Origin of the sequence: Marinifilum breve (assembly GCF_003202155.1) — a bacterium.
GTDB lineage: Bacteria > Bacteroidota > Bacteroidia > Bacteroidales > Marinifilaceae > Marinifilum > Marinifilum breve.
Map to the genome: position 1 here is coordinate 261,716 of NZ_QFLI01000007.1, position 25,833 is coordinate 287,548.

19 protein-coding genes and 1 tRNA gene are annotated in these 25,833 nt (G+C 34.9%); 7 read left to right on the top strand and 13 right to left on the bottom strand.

The window, feature by feature from the left end:
* Positions 1-149: 149 nt before the first annotated feature.
* Both DF185_RS16240 and DF185_RS16245 read left to right on the top strand, forming a co-directional pair.
* Positions 150-611 carry a YbaK/EbsC family protein gene (locus tag DF185_RS16240; RefSeq protein WP_110361812.1) on the top strand — a complete coding sequence of 154 codons (462 nt, stop codon included), beginning with the start codon at positions 150-152 and terminating at the stop codon, positions 609-611.
* Positions 612-955: 344 nt separating this feature from the next.
* Positions 956-2,746, top strand: coding sequence for a C45 family peptidase (locus tag DF185_RS16245; RefSeq protein WP_110361813.1), 1,791 nt, complete (start codon positions 956-958; stop codon positions 2,744-2,746).
* A 139-nt stretch (positions 2,747-2,885) separates the two neighbouring features.
* On the opposite strand, the gene DF185_RS16250 is transcribed toward DF185_RS16245, so the two are convergent.
* From DF185_RS16250 to DF185_RS16265, 3 genes are all read right to left on the bottom strand, one after another.
* Positions 2,886-3,509, bottom strand: coding sequence for a hypothetical protein (locus tag DF185_RS16250; RefSeq protein WP_110361814.1), 624 nt, complete (start codon positions 3,507-3,509; stop codon positions 2,886-2,888).
* A 1,325-nt stretch (positions 3,510-4,834) separates the two neighbouring features.
* Complete coding sequence (locus DF185_RS16260; protein ID WP_110361816.1) at positions 4,835-5,998, bottom strand: cytochrome-c peroxidase; 1,164 nt, start codon at positions 5,996-5,998, stop codon at positions 4,835-4,837.
* A gap of 269 nt (positions 5,999-6,267) precedes the next feature.
* Positions 6,268-6,798: a Crp/Fnr family transcriptional regulator gene (locus DF185_RS16265; protein WP_110361817.1), complete on the bottom strand. Its 531-nt coding sequence runs from the start codon at positions 6,796-6,798 to the stop codon at positions 6,268-6,270.
* A 437-nt stretch (positions 6,799-7,235) separates the two neighbouring features.
* Here DF185_RS16265 and DF185_RS16270 point away from each other — a divergent pair, with 437 nt between their 5' ends.
* Both DF185_RS16270 and DF185_RS16275 read left to right on the top strand, forming a co-directional pair.
* Positions 7,236-7,937 (top strand): phosphatase PAP2 family protein, encoded by a 702-nt coding sequence (locus DF185_RS16270; RefSeq protein WP_110361818.1) that lies wholly within the window; start codon positions 7,236-7,238, stop codon positions 7,935-7,937.
* 103 nt (positions 7,938-8,040) lie between these two features.
* Positions 8,041-8,850, top strand: a complete 810-nt coding sequence (locus DF185_RS16275; RefSeq protein ID WP_110361819.1) for a DUF169 domain-containing protein — start codon at positions 8,041-8,043, stop codon at positions 8,848-8,850.
* A gap of 226 nt (positions 8,851-9,076) precedes the next feature.
* Here the strand turns inward: DF185_RS16275 and DF185_RS16280 are convergent, their stop codons facing one another.
* The gene (locus DF185_RS16280; RefSeq protein ID WP_110361820.1) at positions 9,077-9,448 is read right to left on the bottom strand and encodes a hypothetical protein; all 372 of its coding nucleotides are present in this window, start codon (positions 9,446-9,448) and stop codon (positions 9,077-9,079) included.
* A 336-nt stretch (positions 9,449-9,784) separates the two neighbouring features.
* Here DF185_RS16280 and DF185_RS16285 point away from each other — a divergent pair.
* The 3 genes from DF185_RS16285 to DF185_RS16295 all read left to right on the top strand — a co-directional run bounded on the left by DF185_RS16285 (position 9,785) and on the right by DF185_RS16295 (position 12,280).
* Positions 9,785-9,864 (top strand) — tRNA-His (locus tag DF185_RS16285).
* A gap of 469 nt (positions 9,865-10,333) precedes the next feature.
* The gene (locus DF185_RS16290) at positions 10,334-10,915 is read left to right on the top strand and encodes a hypothetical protein (RefSeq protein WP_110361821.1); all 582 of its coding nucleotides are present in this window, start codon (positions 10,334-10,336) and stop codon (positions 10,913-10,915) included.
* Positions 10,916-11,278: 363 nt separating this feature from the next.
* On the top strand, positions 11,279-12,280 hold the full coding sequence (locus tag DF185_RS16295; RefSeq protein WP_110361822.1) for a helix-turn-helix transcriptional regulator: 1,002 nt from the start codon (positions 11,279-11,281) through the stop codon (positions 12,278-12,280).
* Between the two features lie 122 nt (positions 12,281-12,402).
* Here DF185_RS16295 and DF185_RS16300 read toward each other — a convergent pair whose 3' ends face one another.
* The 9 genes from DF185_RS16300 to DF185_RS16340 form a co-directional block, all read right to left on the bottom strand.
* Entirely contained in the window at positions 12,403-13,182 is a 780-nt protein-coding gene (locus DF185_RS16300; protein ID WP_110361823.1) for a hypothetical protein, read from the bottom strand.
* A gap of 301 nt (positions 13,183-13,483) precedes the next feature.
* Positions 13,484-14,380: a phosphatase PAP2 family protein gene (locus DF185_RS23780; protein ID WP_207784676.1), complete on the bottom strand. Its 897-nt coding sequence runs from the start codon at positions 14,378-14,380 to the stop codon at positions 13,484-13,486.
* A 258-nt stretch (positions 14,381-14,638) separates the two neighbouring features.
* Complete coding sequence (locus tag DF185_RS16310) at positions 14,639-15,205, bottom strand: hypothetical protein (RefSeq protein ID WP_110361824.1); 567 nt, start codon at positions 15,203-15,205, stop codon at positions 14,639-14,641.
* A 311-nt stretch (positions 15,206-15,516) separates the two neighbouring features.
* A complete protein-coding gene (locus DF185_RS16315; protein WP_110361825.1) occupies positions 15,517-16,626 on the bottom strand; it encodes a hypothetical protein in 1,110 nt (369 codons plus the stop codon).
* A gap of 75 nt (positions 16,627-16,701) precedes the next feature.
* Positions 16,702-18,795 carry a PocR ligand-binding domain-containing protein gene (locus DF185_RS16320; RefSeq protein WP_110361826.1) on the bottom strand — a complete coding sequence of 698 codons (2,094 nt, stop codon included), beginning with the start codon at positions 18,793-18,795 and terminating at the stop codon, positions 16,702-16,704.
* Positions 18,796-19,131: 336 nt separating this feature from the next.
* On the bottom strand, positions 19,132-21,243 hold the full coding sequence (locus tag DF185_RS16325) for an OmpA family protein (protein WP_110361827.1): 2,112 nt from the start codon (positions 21,241-21,243) through the stop codon (positions 19,132-19,134).
* 66 nt (positions 21,244-21,309) lie between these two features.
* Positions 21,310-22,248, bottom strand: coding sequence for a PorP/SprF family type IX secretion system membrane protein (locus tag DF185_RS16330; protein WP_110361828.1), 939 nt, complete (start codon positions 22,246-22,248; stop codon positions 21,310-21,312).
* Between the two features lie 2 nt (positions 22,249-22,250).
* Positions 22,251-23,327, bottom strand: a complete 1,077-nt coding sequence (locus tag DF185_RS16335; protein ID WP_110361829.1) for a T9SS type B sorting domain-containing protein — start codon at positions 23,325-23,327, stop codon at positions 22,251-22,253.
* A 23-nt stretch (positions 23,328-23,350) separates the two neighbouring features.
* Positions 23,351-25,833: tail fiber domain-containing protein (locus DF185_RS16340; RefSeq protein ID WP_133250063.1), on the bottom strand; the 2,483-nt coding region annotated here is incomplete at its 5' end.

Genomic DNA, 25,833 nt, shown 5'->3' on the forward strand with positions numbered 1-25,833 from the left:
GAGACTCATCAAACTAAGATGGGTCTTTTTTATACCTTAAACTTGGAATGCAACATATCCCCCTACTTCCAAAACTTTCTTGGTAAAAGATCACATTTTTCCCTAGACTAATCCTTTTTTTTTAATTTCGCCACCAATAACAAATTATTATGGCAAAAAAGATTAAAACAAACGCATTACGCCTACTTGATAAGCATGGAGTAAACTACGAAGCAAAAGATTCTACCAACCTAAAAGCTGGGGATATGAGCGATCCTGATGCTTCGCTTATTCACAAAACTCTTGTTACTCGCGGGATAAGTAATGAACTCTATGTTTTTATCATTCCCTTATCTAGCGAATTGGATTTAAAGAAAGCTGCCAAAGCTGCAGGCGAAAAGAAAATCTTAATGCTACCTGAAAAAGAATTGCTGCCTAACACTGGCTACATAAAAGGAGGATGCTCTCCTATTGGCATGAAAAAACAATACAAAACCTTTTTAGAGGCTAGTTCAGTATCTATGGAGCAGGTTATTGTAAGCGGCGGAAAAGTAAACTTTAGGATAAAACTAAAGCCACAAGATCTAATGCAAATTATCAATGCCAAAGAGTTTGATATTATTCAATTCTAACAATGTAGGAATATCTTATTTCAAAGTCACGATCTATAATTAATTATACATTACTCTCCCTCAAAATTGAATAGCAAAAAGTACATCAAGGGTTTCGTTACCTCAAAAATAAAAGTGACTTACCATAAACGAACACATTCTGTTGGATATTCCAACAATCATTTTAATTCACAATTCACAAGCTACTGTTAATCTGATACATGATTGTTTGGCACAATACTTGGCATATAAGTGTAGGTTTGACAAACAACAATTCCCAATTCACAGTTAAGTACACATGTATCCTTCTGTGATGTATATTGCATCAAACCTGTCGGTATAAAATCAAAATAACTGTCACTGATATGAAATTAAAACATCTGAGCATTTTAACAGCTCTTCTTCTATCCTCTTTGCTACTTTTCGCAAAAGATTACCAATACAATGAAAAAAATGGAGTCAGAACCTTTCACCAGGGAAGCATGTTCGTAAAGGAGGGTGTTCCTTTCCTAACCGTTAAAGGCGACTCTTACGAAATGGGGCTGCAGTATGGCGTGTTGATGAATGATCAAATCATGGAAATGCAGGTTAAAGTGGATAGCATAGTAGAAAAATATGTTGGCAAGTTTTTCTTAAAAAAATGGATTGCCAATATGGTTTTAAAATCCAAGATCAGGAAATTAGAAAAAAGAATACCACAAGAGTTCATTGCAGAACTGGAAGGAATGGCAAAGGGCTGTGATCTTAACCTGCGTGAAGTAAAAACCATTGCTTACTTTCCTCAGCTCTTTTTTGAGATCAGTTGTACGTCTTTTGTTTTAAAAAATGAGAATGGCATTGTGCATGGTAGAAATCTGGATTGGCCCGGTATCGAAACTTTTGCCAAATTCCCGCTAATCGTAAACTATCACCGTAAGGAGAAAATACCGACAACCATTTTAAGTTTCGTTTGCTACCCCGGTGCTTATACGGGCATGAATCACAATGGTCTAAGCATGTCAATTAATATGAATGGCTGTCCAATCCCCGAAGACAAAGAGGAAAGTGATTATGTGACTGACATGCCCATGCCTTTTCAATTGCGTCATGTAATGGAAAATGCCGATGAATTGAGCGAAGTTGATGAGATGTTTGAGAATTACAGCACACATGGCTGGTTTATTACGGTTGGCAGCCATAAGGATCAATCGGGTGCCATGTACGAATTGACCCGAGGAGAATGCATCAAAAATAAAATGCAGAATAATTATGTGGGTGTAACCAACCTTGCTGTATCTGAAAAAGGAAGATATGAATACAGTCCGATTAACATGCATGGAGAAGACAATATCAGCAGAGAAGACAAACTAAAAGAACTGAATCAAAACATCTCCAATGATAATTTGGTTGACAAAGCCTACCAAATGGTTTCCTCTACGGCTTTTTACGAATTGCCTTGCGACTTGTACCATAGTAGTTGTATAAATAATAACATAACCGTAAAATCGTGCATTATGGATAATACAGAACAGAAAATCTATTTTGCCTATGGAGAGCAGTTAGCCGGATGCAACCAATTTCTTTCTTACGATATAAAAAGTGAGGAAGTAGGGATTTACAAAGAGAAACAAGAAATTCCAGACGAAGCATATTATAATGGAAGAAAAGCGTATCGAAAATGGCTTAAAACTTTATTTACGAATAAAAAGCAATTGGAAAAAGAAGACTATAAGAAAATCATAGATCAGATTGATCAGTTTAACTTACACCCTGCCTACAAATCCAACGAATTGAGAAAATGCTATGTAAATATTAAGAACAAAGAAAAAGCGTATGAGTGTGCTGAAAAATATATTGAGCTACTGCCAACATATGGATCAGCCTATTATGGAAAATATTACGCCTGTAAAGGTTTCAATGATTACAAAAAAGCAATCGAAAGCCTTCAAATCATGTTAGATAAGGCACACAATACTACAGCAGATTTCTTTTATGCCAAGTGTGATATTTTAAGTTTGTACGACAAAATGCAAAGCCAATCTCCAAATCCTGAGAACATTCGCCAAATGAAAAAGCTTAACCAGGAAATCAAAGAACTTTCCAAACCCTTCTTTACCGCAAAATGGATAAAAGAAAAGATGGATAAAATGGATGAGATTGTGAAAAAATACGAATAAGGAATTATAACAAGAGCATGTTGTAATTATTAAAAAAGAGGATATCGTGTAGATAGCCTAATTTGTATTAAAAAAAATAAAAAGGTAGCCTCTTTAATGCGTGGCTACCTTTTCTCTTAAGTTTCAATCAGTCTTACCCTTAAAAACTGAGCTTGTAAACATTCGATTCCTTTCCAACTTTAGTATCCTTAACAATGTAAAAGAAGGTATATTCTCTTAACTCATAAGACTGTTCATCTTTCTTCTCGCGAACATCGATGTATTGGGTTCCATTGCAGGTATCCAAATACTTAAAATGGCCTTCCCCATTAATTCGACTGTAAATGCGAACTCCATCAGTTCCTTGTTTTGAAATCTTAATGGTTGGGTATCCACCTTGCATTTTCACTTTTACTTCCGGCTTCATATCTGCGGTATCCTGATTGGTATAGGTGATTTCAATTCCTAAATCAACACCAATTGCCTTGGTATAATTGGGCTTAGCCATCAGCTCAACTCTTCTGTTACGCATGTAAGGAGTCAAAACACCTCTGGACTCATTGAGTTCCTCAATTTTTGCACTGGCATTGGCTACTGCAATATCTTTGGCCTCTTTTTTTGCAATAACATCATCCATAATTGCAATATCCGCAGCAATTTCCTCATCTGTTAAACCTAAAATGTCTTTGTAGAGTGGAAGTTTCTTTTTGTAGACAGCGGCTTTATCAACATAGATATTCTCAGGTCCTGCGATAAAGTCATGTCGCTTTTTAAGTATAGTCATAACTATTAAGTATTAATTCAATAACTGGAGCAAGATCATAAACCATTTAGATTAGTCATTTCTTTTTGAGCTTACCCCCATAAAATCCATCATATAAAACAAATCTTTAAAAATTTATATCGATTTACATATTCAGAATAGAAAAAACTTCCATCCCAATGATTGAACCAAATTGTAATGAGTTACATTTCTTATTGTTAGCGTAACTTGTTAGGAAGAGAATTGGTTTTACGAAAAGCCAGAACGATTCAACAATATAACAACCAATCCAAGTCCTTCAATTCAACGAGAATAAACTTTTCATTATTAAAGTTAGAAGAGAAGCACAAAAACAAATCACAAATCAACAAAAAATTTTATTCAATTATTATGATTTATCCTCCTCCCTTTCATCAAGTATCTTATACAATTGATAATACATTTTTATGACTACTATAAGAGATGCAGAAATTTGAAAATTTCATTTTTCAAATTCGAAAACATTCATTTTCTCAAACAAGAACATAAAAAACAAGATGTTTTCAAAAACAGAATAACACTCCAATTCCTTACAAACAGTACCATATAGCCTCGAAACTTTTCATTGATATAACAAATCATCACAAAATCATTTCAATCATTCAGTCCATCAAAAAAAATTTTCATCCAAAAAAACGATCCAATTTATGTTAATTCATTTTAAGAATATCCGGCTTTATTATATCCCTATGAGGTCATTTCTTAAACTGTGAGAGTGATTTTTTGGAGTGTTTTGTGGCAATTTTCGGGTGAAAATGTCCACAAAAAACATGTGAGAGCAATTCTCACACTATATTCTGACGACTTTCAAATGTGAGAATCTTCAAAAAACATATAAATATCCAGCTTGAACATGAAAATCGCAATTTTCAAATGTGAGAATCGTTAAAAAACAGCTTAGCTGAAGATTTTCACGTGTGAGATTCACTCTCACACATGTGAGAATGAGTCTCACACTCTAATCTGAGCATTTTTAAGTGTGAGAACTCACCAAAATAATGTGAGAATCACTCTCAAACCCTTTAATTTCGGGCTTTCTTGTAATTCTTACTCTCAAAACTGTTTTTGAACACCCCTAAAACTTGCCCTCTATACATATATAAGGTATATAAATACTCTTGCCCTAATTTTCGTGAAGTTTCATTTGAACTATTTTATTGTTAATAATTTTTCAGTCAACTTCTATTTTTACGAGCTTAAAAATTGACTTCATTTTAGAAGAAAACGTCATACTTTTCTCTCTAATGAGAAAAAAAGGCTACAATGTAAATATATTGTAGCCTTTATGTTATTGTAATTTTTAAAACTTATTTAATATTTCCTCCTACTGGTAATCCACTCGGAACTTTTTGGGGTATTGTCTTATCAAAACTGTAATCATCAAGTGTTTTTAAAAAAGCAATAATAGCATCAAAATGCTCATCATCCAATTGTAAGTCACGAATTTCAGGATCAAGTTGCGAATAATTGAGGTTTGAATTTATATTGTCATTACCTTCATCATTTTCGCCTACATCCTCATAAAACTGCATTACTTCTTCAAGCGTGGCATGTATTCCATTGTGCATATAAGGACCTGTAATGGATAAATTTCTTAATGTTGGTGTACGAAAATCATATGAACCAGCTCCCTCATCGGGAGGATAAACATTATCAGGAACACCAATAGAGTGTAATTTATAGTCTGAAAACATCGGACCACTATGACAATCAGCACAACCAACTTGGATAAATGCATTCATTCCTTGCACTTCATGATCAGTCATAGCTGTTAGGTCACCATTCATATACTGATCAAATCGACTATTGTTTGCAATTATACCTCTCTCATAAGTCGCAATGGCTTTAAATATTCTTTCTTCACTAATCTCTTCATCCCCATAAGCTTGTAAAAACATAGTTTTATATTCAGGAATCAGCTCTAATCGTTGAATAATTATATCAATAATATGTTCTTCGCTTATTGCATCCCCTCTCATTTCTTCCATTGATAAAGGTGGTCCTCCTGCTTGATCTTCCAGTGAAGATGCTCGACTATCCCAAAACATAGGGGCATCTAAGGGGTTATAATTGCCACTTATATCAATTCCAGTAAAAGCTGTATTAATAATAGTTGGAGCATTACGTCGGGTTAAACTACCACCAGATCTTGCCTCTCCCATACCAACTCCACCTACTCCTTGTGAAAATTTTAATCCATCAGCATAACCCAATTGCGGATGATGACAAGTAACGCAAGCTACATCTTTATTACCTGATAAGATGGGATCCCAATAGAGCATTTTCCCGAGCTCATCTTTTTCATTTGAGTATAAATTATTTGTAGGATAAACAACATTTTTAGGTAAGGCCGTAATGATTTGTTTTATTTCTGAGTCAGACAAAATTGGTATGTCAAAATTGTCTTCACAAGAAACAAAATAAGATATTATCAATCCTCCTACGAGTAAAAGCTTGCCTTTTTGTTTCATATTACTATCATTTAAAAGTTTCTTAAACAACAGTAAAACTATATCATCAAATGCTATGGATCATTGATCTATGTCAATGAATTATATATCTAACTTTAATTAACAATTCATAACACAATTTAAATCATTTAGCCAAACGAAATCACTTCCTTAAATACATTTACTTTTGAGTTTAAAACCTATACAATTTAAACACTCAAAAATTATTACTTATACATGTAGCACAATGCTCATAGTATATCATTAAGTAGTAAACAATAAGCGTCTTTTTATTTTGACAAATTTCGACGAATACGTGATAGTGTTTCAGAACTAATCCTAAGGTAAGATGCAATATAATAATGAGGTATTTCATTAATCAAATTGGGGAAGTTTTTTAAGAATCTTAAATACCTATTTTTTGCATTCTCATTTAAAAATGACAATTCTTTTTTTTCTTTTTTAATAATATAACTACATAAAAGCCGGTTCCAGAAATGTATGAATTCATCATTTTCTAATAATGTATTGTAACTTTTGTAATCTAACTCATAGCATTCTATATCGGTGAGTGCCTGTAAACGTACTCTTGCTTTTTTTTGCGTAAGAAAACTACTTATTGATCCTATTACAAAAGTACCTTGTAATGTGAAATTATTAGTTAATTCTTTACCATCTTCATTTATGTTATAGTGACGAGTAATTCCTTTTTTAATAAAAAATAAACTTCGGCTAATCTGTCCATCATGAAGCAACAGTTCATATTTTTTGAATTTTCTATACTTCGATTGACCTATAATAATATTCTCCACTGAATTCATCGCTCCTTGATCGCCTCTTATACTACTGTTAATTAATAAATTACAATTTAACTATTTTAAAATTTCATTGTAATTATTATTAAAAATAAGACTGAGAGATCCCGCAACCTCTCAGTCTAAATGAGAATTACCATCTTACAAAAAATTCCCATCCTACATGAATTCTCAATGATTAAGTCTATACTAAATCAATTAAAATCAATATTCCACATACAGTTTATCTCATGTATAGACATTTTAGCCATCATATAACATAATCGATTCTTTAAAATCTGAATGCAACAATATAAAACACTTTTTGAAAATCCTTTTGCAAATGTAATTCACTCATCTAACAAATATCTAACAGTACATATAACAAACTACTACCTTCTATATCGTTAGATTTTTGTTAGAAGGGAGTACTTATTTTATCTCAAATTTTAAATCAATGTATTATGAATGTACTACAAAGTTTAATAGAGTTGGATCAGGAAATTTTTATTTTTCTAAATAGTTTTACCTCCAATTTTATGGATCACATTTTTTGGTTAATCAGTAGTAAAACCATCTGGATTCCTCTTTATGCAGCCTTAGCATTTGTTATTCTTAAAAAACAATGGAAAACCGGTATTATTACATTACTTTTTATTGGAATATTAATTGTACTATGCGATCAAATATCAACTGAGGTGTTTAAACATGGAATTAAAAGATTTAGGCCAACTCATGACCCTTTTATTGGCAATTTGGTTGATACTGTTGGAAATTATCGAGGGGGAAAATATGGATTTGTGTCCTCCCATGCAACAAATGTATTTGGTTTAGCTGTATTTACAAGTTTATTGTTTAAATCTAAGTTTTTTAATTATTTTATTTTTTCTTGGGCAATTTTGGTTTCCTATTCTAGAATATACCTAGGAGTACATTACCCTTATGACATTATAGGAGGTGCAATTCTTGGTATTTTGATTGGATGGTGTATTTTTAAACTGTATTCAAAATCTCTAAATTTTAGATTTTCAAACATTCAACTAAATCTACCGGTTTGGTATTTTCCTCAACAATACATTACTAAGGATTTAAACCTAATTTATACAATTTTGGCTACTTTATTTTGTTGTATTATACTCGGATCCAAAACTTTACTTAAAATTTAGTTGTTAATTATTTCCCTTTAAAATTGCTTGATTTATATCAATGCAAAAAGGATTAATTCTGTTTTGCTTTGTACCTATCTTAATATCAAAACAATTTTAATTCATGGAAAGTACAATAGTAACAAAGTTAAAGCCAGAACTAAACACCTTAGTATTACTAAAAAGTAACACTAAACCTGAGAATGCTTTACAAATAAAAACTGGGAAATATTTTTGTATCATGTCCCTTTTTGCACAAAGCGTTATCAAAGGAAAAACCATTTTATTCGATCGCAACACTTATGGATGTCCAGGTGCATGCGCTGGATTGGGTTTTGGTACAGCATACGATAAAGCCATGGGAGGATATGAAACTTTTGCCACATTTTTTTCTAAAGGATTGGAATCTGCAGAAGAGCCAGAAAAATACCGTGCTTTTGCCGAAAAAATGCCTTCAGGTGTAAAACAAAAACTAATAGAAGGGGAGCGATTTCATTGCTCCAAGCAAAAGGCTTATAAATGGATCTCAAAGGATCTCCCCCTATTTGATTTTCCAGAAGAATACCGAATTCTGAAACCATTAAAAGAATTAAAGGATGGAGAGGTAGCTGAGTCTGTTATTTTCACTGTAAATCCAATCCAGCTTACAACACTTATTACACTTACAGGTTCTATACGCGAAGGTGTAAATGAAACCATCACACCCCAAGGTGCAGCTTGTCAAATGATTGGTAATTTTGTATTTAAGGAAGGAGAAAGCAACAATCCCAAAGCAGTTCTAGGACTATTGGATCTTGCAGCAAGACATACAGTTCAAAACATTTTACCTGATGATGTTCTTACTTATGCTGTACCTTGGAAACTATTTCTAGCCCTGGAAAAAGAAGCCGAAGATGGGATATTCAGTTCTCCTTTATGGAAAAACTTGCAATAATTAACATCCTAAATTTTACAATATTATTAGCCACAATATTGGCTGAATTTTATGAATATTATTCAACTATTGAATCATACAGCCAATACAAGCATCAAAAATGAACATTTTGGATTCAGAGTGATTGAAATTAACTAACATACTTAAAAGGTAGTTCTTAAAAATACAAATAGCAGTTCTATTAATAAATTGAACTGCTATTTGCATTTTACATTAGGGGTAGATATCACTCTTCTTTACACCAATTTTCTGCTTCGTCCAAATATTCGAACAACTTACACGTCCAGTTTGTATTACTCATTTGATTTTCATACACACGTACTAAATTCCTGAGTTCTTCATTTTTAGATACATGTGCGACTTTAACACATCTATTCCACCGAGTAGCAGTTAATTCCAATGTTGAAATTGTAACTACTTCTTCATCTGTTAATTTTATCTCCTCCACATCAGAAAAATCAGCTATCTGAAAGTTCATATTATCAAACTTTCTACTCCCATATATCTTCCCATTGGCCATGTGAAAGTCATTTATGGACAATGTTCCAAAAAACCTGACATAAGCATTATTTCCAACCCATTTGATCTCACAACTCATAAGTAACTCTATTTAAAGCAATATTTTCCATAATCAGTTTAATTATACTGATCTCATTACATGAACATTTTCATATTGCCCAATATAAAAAAAATATATTCGAAGAGTCCTATATTTTTAGATGTGAAACGAAAATATACTTTCGCCAAAACTACTTTTCTCTAGCTTTAACAATGGTCAACTTTATCAAAAAAAGAGCAAGCCCTTACAGCTTGCTCCATCAACTAATCAAATGAAATACTTCCTGTATTCAGTTCACAGAAGCAATTTTATTGAATCTTTATTACTTCTTGCATTTGACTTTACTACTGCAACTATTATATTCTAACCACAGTTCGGGGCGTAGCTCAGCCAAGTTAGAGTACACGTGTGTGGTGTGTGTGAGGGAGGCGGAAGTTCGAATTTTCTCGCCCCGATTAATAATAAAAAAGGGTTTCTATGTAAGAAACCCTTTTTTATTTGCCTTAAATTTAAATATCGTTTTAGTCGATTAGAGCACTTGTGGATTTAATGACGCTCACGGACTTTTTTTCACTTCAAGGGAGTATTCCTACACTACAATATCTACTATTTTTACTACGAATAATAAGTTCATCAAGTTTAAGGTTTTCAAAATACAGGTGCGAGAAAACCATAAAAGCATCATGCACCTATTTATTTAAATTTCCTCATGCAATTAACTCTACAAGACATTTATCCTAATTTCATACTTTTACACTACTTGGTAAATTTCAACTAGATGAGCTCCGCATGCAAATTTCTCCACCCCAAAATAGGCTTTCCCATCATTAAAATAGAACGAAATTTAAAAGTGTAAGAACGCTCCGTAAAGGGCTAAAACAGAAATTTATCCAAAATTGCTTACCCATCAGAAAAAGTAAAACAATGAGAAACTCCATGTTATTTATAGTCGCCACATTACTGACTTTTAGTTGCAATCCTCATCCTGCTAAAACAGATATTTTTGGAAAAAACGCCACAGGAAATAGTATTAATAAGGAGATTCAATTTAATTGGCTCTTGGATTTCAATGAAAAATCCACCAACACACTGGTACATGACAAGAGATTTGAAGAATTAAAAGAAATCGTGATTCCCGATAGAAATCTGCGGTTGCTGGGTTTTGATAGCACACTAAAAAGAACCTTTACATCTGTGATGGGAGGGCCACCCAACCAAGTAAAAATCGACACCACCCAAAATTATCTGGTGGCCAGTGCCTGCCGTCGGGGCTCCTGCTCCGAAAAAGGATTCATCTGGTTCGACCTGCTATCCAACAAAGGCGTCATAGCCATTGTGAACCACTTTCCCACGAAGGATTACAGCGACCAACCACACTTATACATCACTTCCAAGAACTATCAGTCGCAGACAGAACTGCGCGAAATGGTCATTTCTGAAATCAAAGCGTGGTTGAAAACCGAAAGACTTACCATCCCACAAGACTATTGGACCTTTGATTTTTAACAGGTGGGAAGAAATTCAAACCAAATATCATAGCAAATGAGCCAATCAAGAATTAACTTTCTAAACAAATTACTTTTGGGAACTGGGGCTATGCAATTGCTATTGCTCCTTATTTTGGGATCGAACCTAACCAACATCAACAGCGTGGGTTTCATTGCATTTATGGGCATCTATTTATTTGTGCCCCTTTTAATGATCTCCCTACTCATCATTACGATCATCCGGAAAAGCCGCTCTGCTCTTCGGAGTCTTCTATACTTCTTACTTTTCAATCTGGTATACTATTTGGCCTTGGATTGCCTGCCCTGAAAGATAAGAAAAACCAATACTTAATTCACTATGCCACAATAATTAAAATATTTTATGAGCTATCAGAAGATCACATTCAACCCAAAAAATTACGAAACAACTTTTCAATCGTTAAAGAAAGTTTTTGGCGGAACAATTGACAACTACCTGTATACTTACGACCACAAACTATGTACTGGTCATATTAGATCGCATCCTCTATTTCCAGGAGTTGAACTAATGGTACATGAAGGATACTTTCATGAGAATGTTTTAATAGAAAGATTGCCCAGATTAAATTCGAATGGACTATGTATTGCTGCAACCTTAAATGAAAATTTAGAATTCGAGTCTCACCTCAATCCCTCACCCATTCCCAAATCGAGCGCTTTTTTGGTTCACAATGAAAAATTCCCTTTAGAGTTGAAATTTAAAAAGGGATTGCATGCACAATGGATCATTTTTCACATTTGCAAAGGAGCCTTGGACAACACAAAATCATTAAGAAACAACAAAGAACTGCCATATATCTTCGAAACTCAAGATCCTGTTTTTTTTATTGACAACCTTAACTGGAAAATGGAAAAATATATACAGGAAATATTCAATTGCAATGTCGGTGAGTTTGGAATAGTCCCTAGAACACATGCTAATGCCTGGGAATTATTGTATTGCATTGCAATGAGACTATTTCAAAGGGAGAAAACAGAATACTCTACTCAAATTCATAGTAGTGATTTTTCTTGTCTGGTGGAAATAAAGAGTAAAATCTCTGAAAATATCGGACTTCCCATTACCATCGAATCATTAGCTCAAGAGAACTGCATGAGCACAAGCAAGCTGCGAAAGTTGTTCAAGATGGTGTATGGAATGCCCTTCAGAGAATATGTTTTTTCAGAAAAAATGGAAAAGGCTACAAAATTTTTGTCTGAAGGATCTTCCATCTCAGAAACAGCTTACTTACTTGGCTACAACAACATAAGCAAATTCTCTTCTGCGTTTAAAAAATACCATGGTATTCTTCCAACTCAATTTAAAGATAAAATTAAAGCCTTTGAAGAGTATAACTCACTATAAAACTCACGAATACAACAATGAACTATATATCCAACAATTAAAACTTAAAAAACAGCCAATGATTTTATTATTCATTGGCTGTATCAAACGTTAATTAAATTGCAAACTCGTACTATTAAACATTAATCCAAACTTCCAATCACCTTATTCCCTAAAAAGGAATTAAGCAATCTATTCCCTTCTTCGAAAATAGCCACATTGTATTTAAAAGATCCATCACCTTTAAACAAACCATGTCTCTGGTCTCCAAAAGCTCCCAGAACAGGATCTGCAAAACCCTTTAGAGTGACATTATCTAACTCCATAATCATTTGTTCTGGGATAATTACCTCCCTGTTTCCTTCTTTATCAGGCTCTAGCAATACCGCCTCAAAACAATAATACTTTTCGGAATTTTCAGCCACTTCTTGTTTTACCAATATTTTATTCCAGTCAATAAATTTCACTTCAACATTAATAATACCCATCAACAAATTGAAACCACCCTTATACATTCCCGCAATGGCAGCTGTTTCTTCGTTTACAACAGTGGTAACACTAATGGCATTCGAACAATCCGGCCGCCCTATATCGGTACTAATTTGAATATCGTAATTTTGACCTGAAATCAAATTGGATATCTCAAATATATTATCAGTAGCTTTAAACAATCCCATCTGTATAAAAGGTTCGCCTTGTTTGGCAACCAAAACAAAGTAATCTTCATTTGGAAATCCTTCATTTCTTTTTAGAATAATGTTTTGATGACTTACAGAATTAACAGACAATAAAGTATCAATATTAATTACATCTGATTCTTCTGGTATCTCTGCATTTCTATCACAAGACACCACAAATAGCCCGAAAAATAAATACCTCAAAACAAAAGTTCGAAGACAATAAATAACTAGCATGTTCTTCATAAATATTTTTCACATTTATAATTGCTCAAATTTAAAGTATAGATAAAACAGAATTACACTCCACAACGACACATACAACACTCCAATCGTCATAATTTCACAAATGTCATTTTTAAGTATGGATATCACATACAACTTTAAGCAAAGCATAAATGTACTAATGTCTTTTTTATTTTAATTATACCCATATTCAATAATAGTAGAGAAGAATATACCCGTTGAAACTCTAAAACAAACACTTTTTTATATACATGATTAAGACAAGAAAATTAATTCAATAAGCATTAGAATTGCTGTTATATTAAAAACCATAGACGATTGATAGCCCAAATGTGTCCTGTCCAACCATAGGGCTAAATATCAAATTCCTTTTCTTCTCCCATCGATCAAACAATCTATAACTTAAATCGACCGAAAGAAAGCCAATTCCCGCTCCTAATACCACATCTGTAGCCCAGTGTCTGTTCTTTAGAACACGACAAACACCAGTTGTTATAGCCATGGAATAACCCACATATCGTACCCATGGATAATTTTTACCAAATTCTTTATCTAGCCAAGTAGCAGCTACAAACGCCTGTGCTGTGTGCCCAGAGGGAAAGGAGTTACGGGTCGTGCCATCAGGACGCAAGTGCTTTGTTTGTGTTTTAATCAGAGTAACTGTTCCATTACAAAAAGCTTCAGCAAGCACCAAACGTTTTATCTGGTTAAGAAATTTGTGTTCACCTCTTCTACCTAGAGCTTGCATTCCTAATCCTAAAGCAATTGGGGTAAATTGGAAGTAATCATCTATTTTGGTAGTTACATTAGGAAAGCGATTCAAAACTTGAACCTGAAAATATGATTTATTAAATAAGCTGCAATATTCCATTGTTAGCCCCGTTGCAATAAGACCTGCAGATATAGGAAGGGCTAAACTTTTACATTCTTTCTTTTCCCAATGTTGATCAAACATTTCTAACTTATTCTTCGAGAGAGAATCTGAGAAATGACAATAGGATAACATGTGCCATAACAATAGCGTCACTAAAATAAAACACTTTAGAATCATAATATACAACAAAATGGAATTGATAAAATTGAAACTTTTTAAAATGCGGAAGGGAAAATTAGCCTTATCCCTTAATAACCTTATTCCTACAATCATAAGGCTACAATCATTTTTTGCTGTAGAATTGGCTACAGTAGAAATAGGCATAATGGAATTACACCAATTTAACTTATGAGTATCAGGAATTAATCTTTATTCATTTCTATTATTCAAACAAATGAGTGCTACTCCTGACAAATACAGGGAGGTAAAACCTAGATTGTAAGAATTAAATATCTCCTTTCCCAACAAGAATAGTTTTCATTTAGAATTTTACTATTCAAAATTACAGTCAAATAGGCGACATTAATTTTTAACACGAAATAAATTAACTCAAAACTTTAACAAAAGACTTCATTGTTCATTTTATCTTTGTTCATTATAGACTTTTACTACCTCATACAAATTAGAATACTGAAACCATTCCTTATTTTCAGCCAATTCTACCCATTTTTCATTATCACTACATAATTTTGCAATAGGCTTTCTAAAATTAAGTTTCGTTATTTTTTTTAGTTCACCATCCTTAAACACCAGAAAACTTAAATATTGTCCAACATTTAAGGCCGTACTTAAACGACTAACTCTTTTAGCTTCCGGGTCATAATAGGCCGATAGGTAATCCCCCTGGTAAATTGTTATATAAAATTGGGCTTTTTTATTCTTTTTTTTCTTCACTGAAACAATAAGCAAATCCTCTTGTTTCACTTCCCTTATATCCTTTGCCTTATAAATAACGGTTTTATCATCTTTTGATTTTCGAAACTTTATCGACACAACTTGTCTTCCTTTTTTCATCCATCCTCGAACCTGTCCATTCACCTTTTCTCCGGTATTCAAGACTACATGACCTGGCAACCATCTATTTTCCTGTGCCATCAATGAGGTGCCAATCAAGCAAAAAAGGAATAACACAATTAATTTCAACTTCATACTTTTAAATTTTAATCTAATACAATCTACTTTAACAAGCTTAACGTTTTTCACCACATATCTAAATCACCTAAAACTGATCACTATTGGACAACTCCATCCATTCTAAAATTAACCATCCTCTTTACTCTCTACAAGTAAGATGCAATTATCGAAACAATTTGATGAATTGTTGAATTGCCTGGAGTTCATTCAATTTAATCCTAACTACTATGGACGGTGACTCTTAGTAAAAAAATACCACTTGTGATCATTTCAGCTAAAGATGCCTACCCTCATTCAATAGGCAGGTCGAATCCAACAACATCAAACTATTTTCTTTTTTCTACAATAACCTCATAATCAAAGAGGCTTAAAAATCCATCTCCTCTAATGATTTCAGTGCCAAATTCCACACTTCCTACATAATCGCTCACACTGCCATCACCATTGGTCAAATATCCTTTTTCGCGGATATAGCTCAAAAACATCTTAACATCCACAGTCTTTTTAACCTTTATAGAAGGTATTTGGTGGTTGAAATCATTTCTTTTGGCCCCTTTCTCTGTTTTCAAAACAAAAACAGTATACCTTCCATTGGCTGCACGGCCATCCCATAGGTCATAATACTCCACCTCTCCATCTCCATCACTGTCAATCTCAATATCATTTTCTACAATACTTCCAGCAGGGAACATACTGTTTCTTCGTAGCCAGATATGGAATTCATGAATATGTCCAACATTTCCTTTGGGCTTCACATTTGAAGGTTCCACAAATTGATCGTACAGCCATACCTCAATTCCCAAATTGTAACCAGGGTCAATTTGGTTCTTTTTAGAAGAATACTTCTCGTATTCCGCATCCATTTTTACATCCATGCGGACTTCCAATTTGGATAGATCATCCAATTTTGCCATTAACTTTTCCGGATCTGTGGAGAATGTACTCCAAGGCCTGTGACCATAAATTATAGCTGGGTAAGAGATTACACCATATGTATTCGTCTTCCAGGAAAAGTACCACCCCATAGGGTAAACATTTTTACCTTCTTCTCCCCTTTTTGAAAAGATCCCTTGAAATCCAACATCTTCCCTTGGATATGGACCATCAAAAACACCACCGTTCCAAATGTTGTTTGATAAGCGGTATTTGCACATTTTCTTCTCCTTTTCCTTTCCTTTAGCATTTAAATATTCATGAAGAACCGTATCTCCATACATGGTAACAGCAAACTGTTCTTGTTTGTACAAATAATCGGAACTCGACAATATAAAATTGGTTGAATTTTCAGGAGTAGAATAATCCCCATAGAAAGGCGGCAAATCTTTATTCGGATCCAACTCCTCTTCCGAAGGTAATTCTTCATCAATTGGAGACTGACTGTCACAAGCGGTAAACAGCAACGAACTAATAATAAAAAAACGATAAATAAATTTCATCAATTCAAATTTTAACTACAACTAAGTTTATTTCTATATAATGATCTGTCAGAAAATCACCCTTTCATATTGCACCTAATTCCTTTCAACCGGTATATACGGTATGGTAAAGGTGAATGAGGAACCAACTCCTTCCGTAGACATCACCTTCAACTTCCCTCCCAAAAGCTCAACATAAGCCTTTGCTATAGACAAGCCCAAGCCATTTCCTTCGTATTTTCTATTTTTCCCGTAATCAACCTGGCGAAAACGATCAAAGACATGATGTACATCTTTTTCCGGTATACCTATCCCACTATCTTTCACCTGAAATTCAAGATATCCCTTTATGATCCTGTAACCAAACTCAACAAACCCTTCCTCCGTAAATTTGAAAGCATTATCCAACAGGTTAAGTAAAATTTGTCTCAACTTTATATTATCAACACTAACCTGGACACAATCTTTTTTTTCTGAATTCAAGAGTTGAAATTCAAGTCCACTTCCGTTTTTCTGAAAAACCAGAAATATTTCTTTCATAAAATCTTTAAGATCGATTTCCTGTTCTTTCAACTCTATTTGCTTTGTTTCAACCATGGACATATCCAAAACATCACCTAAAACAGACAACAGTTGACTACTGCTTGTTTTAATAATATCTACATATTTCAAACGCTCCTCTAAACCAAGATCAGGATCTTCCAATACAGTACAAAATCCTGTAATCCCATTAATTGGTGTTCGCACTTCGTGGGACAGATTCCTCAAAAATGCTGATTTAAGACGGTCTCCTTCTTCTGCTTTTTCTTTTGCCCTTATTAATTGAGACTTAACCTTCAAACGCTCGGTAATATCTTCAGCAACCCCCAGAAACAATTCCTCCTTGTCATTAAATTTGAGTCTTGTCATCCGCCAATGAATCCAAACTTGATCACCGTTGCTCTTCTGGAATCGCACTTTCTCATCAAAACTCATATCAGAGTGCTGAAGGCTCTCCATCCATTTCCCATAAATCCTCCCTTTATCTTCGAAAAGTACATTCTGAAACCAATTTTGTTTCAAAATTTCTTCTTCAATATCCCCAATAATTCCAACAAAAGATCCATTTACATATCTATAACCACCTGAGTTATCAACTATAAAAATCCCCAACGGAACCGTATCACATATTGCTCGAAATTTTTCTTCACTCTCCCTTAAATTGGACTCAATTCTTTTCTGATCCGTAACATCGAACATTATACTTGCAATTCCTGCTGCCTTGTTTGCTTGATCCCTAAATGTGGAATTTTTCACCAAATATGTCCTTTCACCTCTAATCAACTCAGCAGAAATAGAAGAAATTCCATCATCTTTAAGTAATTCCTGATCCATGGCTGACACTTCACGAGCCTGCTCCAACGTGAGAATATCGGTGGCTTCACGATTCACAATCTGGCTCCTTGTTTTCCCATGCATCTCACAAAAAGCATCATTACATCCAACTATCTTCCTTTCTATATTTTTAAAATGAATGGGACTAGAAATAGAATTGATCAATGCATCCAGTTTTTCTTTACTCTCTTTTAAATGCCCATAAGCCTCTTTTCGAGACATGATTTCACACCTAAGCTGCATGGCAACTAAACCTTTACGGGAAATACTTTCGGCCAACAGAGAATAAAAAGACATAATATCCTTCACCCTTTCCTTTGAGAATCGAGGAATTCTTTCAATTGCTTCCAAATACGACTGCTCATCATATCCATATTTCTCTGCTATTCTTTTATAAAATGAGTAGTCTATTTCCTCATCTTCATAAAAGAATTGCCCTAGCATAACACTTGCTACATGCTGTTCCCCTACAAACACCGGAACTCCAACCTCCTGCAATCTACTCCAACATTGATATGATATTTGTTTTCCCTTATCAAGATTTTCAGCTATATATAAATCCGATTCAACACACATCTTACAAGAATCTGCACCTTTGCGATGAAAATTTAAACAAGCATCCTGCCAACCGATTGCTACGTAAACCTCTCCTACGGGAGATAATATTCCAACAGGAATCTGAGTTACCTTATGGAAATACTCCATCAACTCCTGTAAAACAGGCACATCAATCAACCCTTCAATAGAATACTTTTCCTCTATTAAGTTGGATTCCAAACCAACCTCTTCTTGATTTCGCACACTCCCCCCTTTCATTTCTATTCAGATTAAATCCTTAACATATAAACCATTGAATAAAACTATTCAATAACCTTTCCTAACAATTAATAAAACAGGCTAGCCATTTTGAATGGATTTACCCATATTATTTCTGTTAGATTGGTGCAATTATAGAGCTACAAATACAAACATTCAACCTTACAAAAATAAAGACACAGAAGCAAGTCAGCAGCCTCCCTAGAGCCATCCTCCCCCCCCTGAACGACATTTTTGAGTTCATTTCAAATCTCCTCCCACTTAAACTATCTGAGTTTAAACCAACATTTTGTCTTCTTGAGATATTGTCACTCATGACTGGCTCGAAAATAAAATCTATTTCTCCAGGGTAATGTGGTACTCTACTCTTCGATTAGCTCGATGAACTTTCTCCGGTTGTTTTCCACAATTCTCTATTGGAACCTCCGATTTCTCTTCTCCTACACCTCGATACCAAACTGCATAATCAACTTCACTTTTATCCAAAAGATATTTCATCGCGGCTTGTGCTCGTTTTACAGAAAGTTTCAGGTTGTAGGCAGCTGATCCCCTGCAGTCTGTATGTCCTTCTAATGTCACGTTCAACTGAGGGTAAGCCCGTAAAAGCTCGAACAATTTATGTAGATTATGCTTTGCTTCACTCGTCAACTCAAATTTGTCAAACTCAAAATACAGTATTGGAAGTTGATAAGTTGAACTGCTACGCTTAGTAGCATAAACTGTTTTTCTTATCAACCTATCCTCTGATCGAATTTGTAATGGCAATTGCCCCAAATATTTTTCTTGAAATACCGTAACTTTATAGAAATTATCATGCTTTTCCTGATACACCCAAAGCGTATCATTAGTTTTTGTTTCCTCAATCCGAATTTGATTCTCAGAAACATCTAATTGCAAAGTATCCTTTAATTCATGATCAACTGTAGATTCAGAAACATTTATTGCTGAATAGAGAATTCGTGGGTTTTTATTTTGAACCAATAGATTCACTTCAGTATCAATCGGCTCCCCCTTCTTTCTCATGTATGTTTGAACCCCGAACTTGATTCCTGAAAGCTCAGTACCGTCATTATTCACATTGCTTCCATTTAATGATTGAAGTGGGATAAAAACACTTTTATCAACCAATTGCGGCAAAACTTCTTTCTTTATATATTTTTGATTGTTTAAATATGCTGAATCCTGAACCTCCATAATGGGAGGAATTCTTCGAAAGGCATAAATTATATCCCGAGCCATACTTCTATTACGATTAGACACAAAAAATCCTTCTTTTTCGTAAATTTCAACATAGGAAAAATCATCAAAAGGACTATTTATTGGCTTCCCCAAATTCAATACTTCTTTCTCTAAATTAGTCAAGTCAAATGAAAAAACATCACTCCCTCCATATCCAGGATGACCATTACTGGAAAAGAAGAGATAATCACCAGAAACAAAAGGAAAAGATTCATTGTATTGGGTATTTACCTTCGGCCCCATATTAATAGGAATATCCCAGCCATTTTCAATTCTATCCATATAGTAAATATCGAATCCCCCAAATCCTCCTGGTTTATTCGAAACAAAATAGAGACGTTTTCCATCAGGAGTAACAAAAGGATGGGAACAACTGTACTCGGGGTGATTTACTGCCAATTCAAATGCCTTCTGTGAAGGATCCAAAAGACTTTTACTCCAGATATAAAGATTATTTCTACCTTTCTTACTAATCCTATATTTCTTCTGGTTCTTCTTTTTGGAAAATATTCGTTTGGAAACATTTCCACTATAGTAAATCATTGAATCAGTTAAGCTAAATGTAGGCGAGTTCAGATTCCAAGGAAAATCATCAACAGCCATCCAAACTGAATCTACTCCTTTTATAGGATCACCTTCAACCAACTGAAACTGACCAGTAGAATTCTTGCGGGCATATAATACCCCATTATTTAATACCATCAAACCATTTATGTATTCATCGGTTCGAAGCGATAAAGAATCAACTTTTACCGGATAAAAGGGATTTTCATCTTCTATGGCCCAATCACAGGATTTGATGAAATTTTCCGGTTTAGGACGAATAGTCGAATAAATCTCTTTAGCACAGTGATAATTCTGTTTCTGTCTTAAAACATGACCATACTCCAATAATTCTTCATCCCTAAACTTGGTATTAAGATTCCGAGCCTGATCAAAATATGTCACAGCTTTTTCCGTTTGATGCATACGGGCATAACACAAAGCTATTTTTACAAGGATTCCACCTTTTTCTTCTAGCTTTGGAGTCCTTAAATAATAATTAAGTGCTTTATGATAATACTCAGACTTGAAAAGCTCATCCGCCTTTTCAATTAATCTACTTTGAGCCCAGATATTATTTCCTAAACCAAGGTTCAAAAAAAGAAATAGAACATAGATCAATTTCTTGCTCTGAAAAACATGTCGATTTTTAACGGTTATTCTCATTTTATTAATTTGTTTTCATTACCCTCCTTAAACTATTTAAAGCATTTTCCACACATTCGAAAAGCTTTAAAACCGGGGACTTTGAATAATGATTCGTTTTTTACGTTGAGGAATGAAACTATAGGCAAGTCCTATTTCATGACTACTAAATCGTTGCCCTCCCAATAAAGTGTGCTGGTATGCATAAGCCATTTTCAATTGTGTATTGATTTGATAGTTCGCAAACACCAGATATTCCTTTTCTGTTCGAAAAGAAAAACCTCCTCCTATCGAATTTTTGTACACAAACTGAGTATTAATATCCCACTCTATTGGCACGCTTCTCACATACTTCACTAAAGACGAAATATTCCAGATCCATTCCCTATTAATTTTATATTGGTATCCAGCCTGCAGGTAAACATGAAGATAGTTAAGATCGAAATCAGTGCTTACAGCGGTTTTTCCATTGGAAAATTTAACCTCATTCTGCAAAAGACTGGGCATGGAAATACCTACGTATAATTTTTTCGTAAAATAGTACATCCCCAATTGAAAATCTGGTCTTACCTTGCCCCCTAAATTATACATAAATTGAGGGTCGTTTTTCTCTCGAGTTTCAACATTATTGTAACTACTACCAAAAATGGTTGCTCCCGCGGAAAGTCCAAAATTTAAATACTGATGCTTTCTATCCAATTTTAATCGATAAGCATAAGAAATATAACTCCTAAATTTCTTATGCACACCTATACTTTCCTGTAGTGCAGTAACACCCATTGCATTTTGTCCATGAGGTAAAGTAACATTAAGTACATTTACCTTGGGTGCCCCTTTCATTCCAACCCATTGCTGGCGCACCAGCAAAAACGCGTTAACATCCTGATAACTGGTCATAGCCGCAGGATTTAGAATAGGATGATGATACATATACTGGGCTATTCCTAATTGGTTTTGAGCGTTTAATGAATGAACCATCAAAATCAATCCAAAAAAGCAAAACACCCAACGCTTCCTCTGCCTCATAATCAAAATGCTTTTTTTATCTCTAAGGGTCCCTGAAATTTTTTCATCCCTGTTTCAAACTTAATCGTAAGTAAATAGAAGTAAGTTCCATCATGTAGCAAGCTACCTCTACCTCCCAAAAAGTTTCCTGGTCCTTTTCCATCCCAGGTATTTTGATAGGATTCACATTCATAAACAACATCTCCCCAACGATTAAATACCACCAATTTATTTTGTGGGTATTGTTCAATGCCCGGTATTTCAAAACGATCATTAATCCCATCCCCATCGGGAGAAAATCCCTCCGGAATAAAAAAATCACTATCAGACTTACCGGGAAAAAGCGTAAACAAAGAACTACTCCTCAAAGTACTAGACACCACCACATTATTTAGCACATCATTTCTTACCAAATGCAATTGCTCCCATTTATCAATCTGAGTCCAACAGGTTAATTCTCGTTCTTCAACACCATTCCTTTCCGTATCAAAGTAATGAATCGTCAAACGATTGGATTCCACAGGCCGTGAAAGCTGAAAATACCGAGCAATCCCCTCCTTGCCCTCAATAACAGCAGAAACATGCCCTCTTCTAATTTCCAGGTCATTAACATTTTTCTGGAGAATCATTGAAATCCCAATATTTCCTGGATTAATACTTTCACCAGCCAAAAAATCAAAGGTTTTAACAATTTCACCTCCCAATAATGAAGTTATTCGACTCTCCTCCCGTTCATTAATTAAATTACCTCCCAGAAAAAGTTGGTTGTCTTGCAGATCAAGTATTCCTTGTTCTAAAAAGACATCGCCATCAGCAATTACATTGGCAGTTAACCTACAGTCCGAATTCAATAAAAAATTGTTCAAGTGAACCTGAACACTCCCTCCCAAATACCCCTCATAAGAATCAAAGAAAAGCGAGGTCTCATCGGAAGATTTAAATTCCCCATGGTTCTCTAACGAGGTATCTTTCAAATTCAAAAAAGTTCCTTTGTCGAGATACATGCCACCATCGTCAACTAACAATTGTTGTGAAAAACAATTAGTTGAAGGTAGCACCATCCAAAAAACAAATAAAACCCATACTCTATCTAGTCCCATAAGAAATATATTTTATAGTCCCTTTACTGGATTCCTAAACGTGACTTTATCTGGTCTAATTCCGTTGCTAATGACTTTAGAGACTTTTTCAATAGTAGATTTTCCTCCGTAACTTTCTCAACCTTATCACAGGTTTGCTTTAATAATGAACCTATCTTTTCATTTTCACTCTTTACTATTTCAATTATCCTTTGTTGTTGCTGTGTAGCACTAATATTCAACATCCCTAGTTCTGTATAATCCACATTGAGAAAATCATCAACCTCTTTTCCATATACAAAAACAGAAGGATTACTTCCCCATCTATAATCGGATATTTCCTCTCCTGATAAGCTCACATAATCCTCACTAACACAAACAACACACCCAACCACTTGTTCATCAGTTTTACCATTGGCAACCATCACTTTCACTTTATCTTTTTCTTTTAGTTTGTGATTAGGAACCAATAATGTCAAGGTATTCTTATTCACATTAAAACTCACTGAATCGGCTAGTTTATAGATATTGGGAATAAAGCTTACAGACTTCCTTACAGCATGAGGTAATATTTTCTGAACTTCCTGAGCAATTACCTTTGTGTATACATGGTTTCCCATATGTCCTAAAGAATCAATATACTTGTATCTTGTAATGGGAATTTGCATCAATGTTTTCAAATCATCACCTCCATCAGCTCTCTCTTGAATGTTCTTAATACGTACATCTGAGCTGGTTGCATAATGAGCAACAACCAAATCACCACCATAAATGGCAACACCCCCATTGATCAATACAGCAGCATTATAGGTTTCCGTGCCAGAACCTGAACTTTTACCATAATTTCCGGCCCAAAGTCGAGTTAAGGGCCGAGTATAGGTAAAAGACCTATACCCTAATTTTACATGAAGACGCGCATCTGGAGAGGAAGTACCAATCCCAACATCCCCCCCAGTGCTAATTGTAAGACGTGGAGCATTTGCATTATATGATAAATTTAATCCATCATTGTTCACATAAATATTCCCATAATCATTGCTATTGTGCTCCCTAATCATTAATCCATAATTATTCGTGCTTTTAGGTTTTATTTCCACATATTTAGAGCTGGCAGCTTCTAATGTAAGGTGACCATTCTTACTATAGATAGCATCATCCACACGTATGTTTCCACGTACATCTAACTTCTGAGCTGGACTGGAAGTTCCGATCCCAACTTTCCCATCTGTTTTCACAAAAACTCCCTCATTACCACCATCATTGGAAAGGTATTTTCCTCTCAATTGAATATTTTGAGTTGCTTTATGATTCCCAAGATTATCACCAACAACAGGTTGAGGCTCCCATTGACTGTTGGTTCCATTCCATTGCAACACGTCCTTATCGGTTAGAGCAACATTCTGGACCGCATTCCCCTGTATTCCGGAAACGACTGCAGCACCTAAAGTTCCTTTTAAATCGCCACTTAAGCTTAAGTTATTCAAATCAACAGAGGTTCCATCATTTGTAAGACTTAGGATATTGGTCGTTGCATCCAACTCAAGATCCTGTTCATCAGTATTCAATGAAGCCAAGTCTACACTGGCAGATGTACCTCCTTCGATATCCACTTGTAAAACCGTACCACTCAAACTCGCACTGGTCAGGTTTTGATCATCTGTATTATCTAAAAAAGCACTCAAGTCTACGGTTCCTCCATCTTCCAGACTCAATACATTCCCAGACAGACTCAGGGTCTGGTCATCCGTTCCCGGATTGTTCAATACGGATAGATCCACCGTCTTTGTGTTCCCATCCTCCAGGGATAGGGTCAGGATATTGCTTGAAGCATCCAGACTAAAGTCCGTCACTGTTTGATCATCTGTATTATCCAGATAAGAACTCAAATCAACAGTACCCCCATCTTCCAGAGTCAGTACATTCCCAGACAAGCTCAGGACCTGGTCATCCGTTCCCGGATTGTTCAATACGGATAGATCCACTGTCTTTGTGTTCCCATCCTCCAGGGATAGGGTCAGGATATTGCTTGAAGCATCCAGACTAAAGTCCGTCACAGTTTGATCATCGCTGTTGTCCAGATAAGCACTCAAATCAACGGTACCCCCATCTTCTAGGGTCAATACATTCCCAGACAGACTCAGGGTCTGGTCATCCGTTCCCGAATTGTTCAATACGGATAGATCCAACATCTTTGTGTTCCCATCCTCCAGGGATAGGGTCAGGATATTGCTTGAAGCATCCAGACTAAAGTCCGTCACAGTTTGATCATCTGTATTATCCAGATAAGAACTCAAATCAACGGTACCCCCATCTTCCAGAGTCAATACATTCCCAGACAGACTCAGGGTCTGGTCATCCGTTCCCGAATTGTTCAATACGGATAGATCCAACGTCTTTGTGTTCCCATCCTCCAGGGATAGGGTCAGGATATTGCTTGAAGCATCCAGACTAAAGTCCGTCACAGTTTGATCATCTGTATTATCCAGATAAGAACTCAAATCAACGGTACCCCCATCTTCCAGAGTCA

What these genes read in the sequence shown, in the direction of transcription:
- DF185_RS16240 (WP_110361812.1), top strand. Translation starts at nt 150, where the DNA reads ATGGCAAAAAAGATTAAAACAAACGCATTACGCCTACTTGATAAGCAT.
- DF185_RS16245 (WP_110361813.1), top strand. Translation starts at nt 956, where the DNA reads ATGAAATTAAAACATCTGAGCATTTTAACAGCTCTTCTTCTATCCTCT.
- DF185_RS16250 (WP_110361814.1), bottom strand. Translation starts at nt 3,509, where the DNA reads ATGACTATACTTAAAAAGCGACATGACTTTATCGCAGGACCTGAGAAT.
- DF185_RS16260 (WP_110361816.1), bottom strand. Translation starts at nt 5,998, where the DNA reads ATGAAACAAAAAGGCAAGCTTTTACTCGTAGGAGGATTGATAATATCT.
- DF185_RS16265 (WP_110361817.1), bottom strand. Translation starts at nt 6,798, where the DNA reads ATGAATTCAGTGGAGAATATTATTATAGGTCAATCGAAGTATAGAAAA.
- DF185_RS16270 (WP_110361818.1), top strand. Translation starts at nt 7,236, where the DNA reads ATGAATGTACTACAAAGTTTAATAGAGTTGGATCAGGAAATTTTTATT.
- DF185_RS16275 (WP_110361819.1), top strand. Translation starts at nt 8,041, where the DNA reads ATGGAAAGTACAATAGTAACAAAGTTAAAGCCAGAACTAAACACCTTA.
- DF185_RS16280 (WP_110361820.1), bottom strand. Translation starts at nt 9,448, where the DNA reads ATGAGTTGTGAGATCAAATGGGTTGGAAATAATGCTTATGTCAGGTTT.
- DF185_RS16290 (WP_110361821.1), top strand. Translation starts at nt 10,334, where the DNA reads ATGAGAAACTCCATGTTATTTATAGTCGCCACATTACTGACTTTTAGT.
- DF185_RS16295 (WP_110361822.1), top strand. Translation starts at nt 11,279, where the DNA reads ATGAGCTATCAGAAGATCACATTCAACCCAAAAAATTACGAAACAACT.
- DF185_RS16300 (WP_110361823.1), bottom strand. Translation starts at nt 13,182, where the DNA reads ATGAAGAACATGCTAGTTATTTATTGTCTTCGAACTTTTGTTTTGAGG.
- DF185_RS23780 (WP_207784676.1), bottom strand. Translation starts at nt 14,380, where the DNA reads ATGCCTATTTCTACTGTAGCCAATTCTACAGCAAAAAATGATTGTAGC.
- DF185_RS16310 (WP_110361824.1), bottom strand. Translation starts at nt 15,205, where the DNA reads ATGAAGTTGAAATTAATTGTGTTATTCCTTTTTTGCTTGATTGGCACC.
- DF185_RS16315 (WP_110361825.1), bottom strand. Translation starts at nt 16,626, where the DNA reads ATGAAATTTATTTATCGTTTTTTTATTATTAGTTCGTTGCTGTTTACC.
- DF185_RS16320 (WP_110361826.1), bottom strand. Translation starts at nt 18,795, where the DNA reads ATGAAAGGGGGGAGTGTGCGAAATCAAGAAGAGGTTGGTTTGGAATCC.
- DF185_RS16325 (WP_110361827.1), bottom strand. Translation starts at nt 21,243, where the DNA reads ATGAGAATAACCGTTAAAAATCGACATGTTTTTCAGAGCAAGAAATTG.
- DF185_RS16330 (WP_110361828.1), bottom strand. Translation starts at nt 22,248, where the DNA reads ATGAGGCAGAGGAAGCGTTGGGTGTTTTGCTTTTTTGGATTGATTTTG.
- DF185_RS16335 (WP_110361829.1), bottom strand. Translation starts at nt 23,327, where the DNA reads ATGGGACTAGATAGAGTATGGGTTTTATTTGTTTTTTGGATGGTGCTA.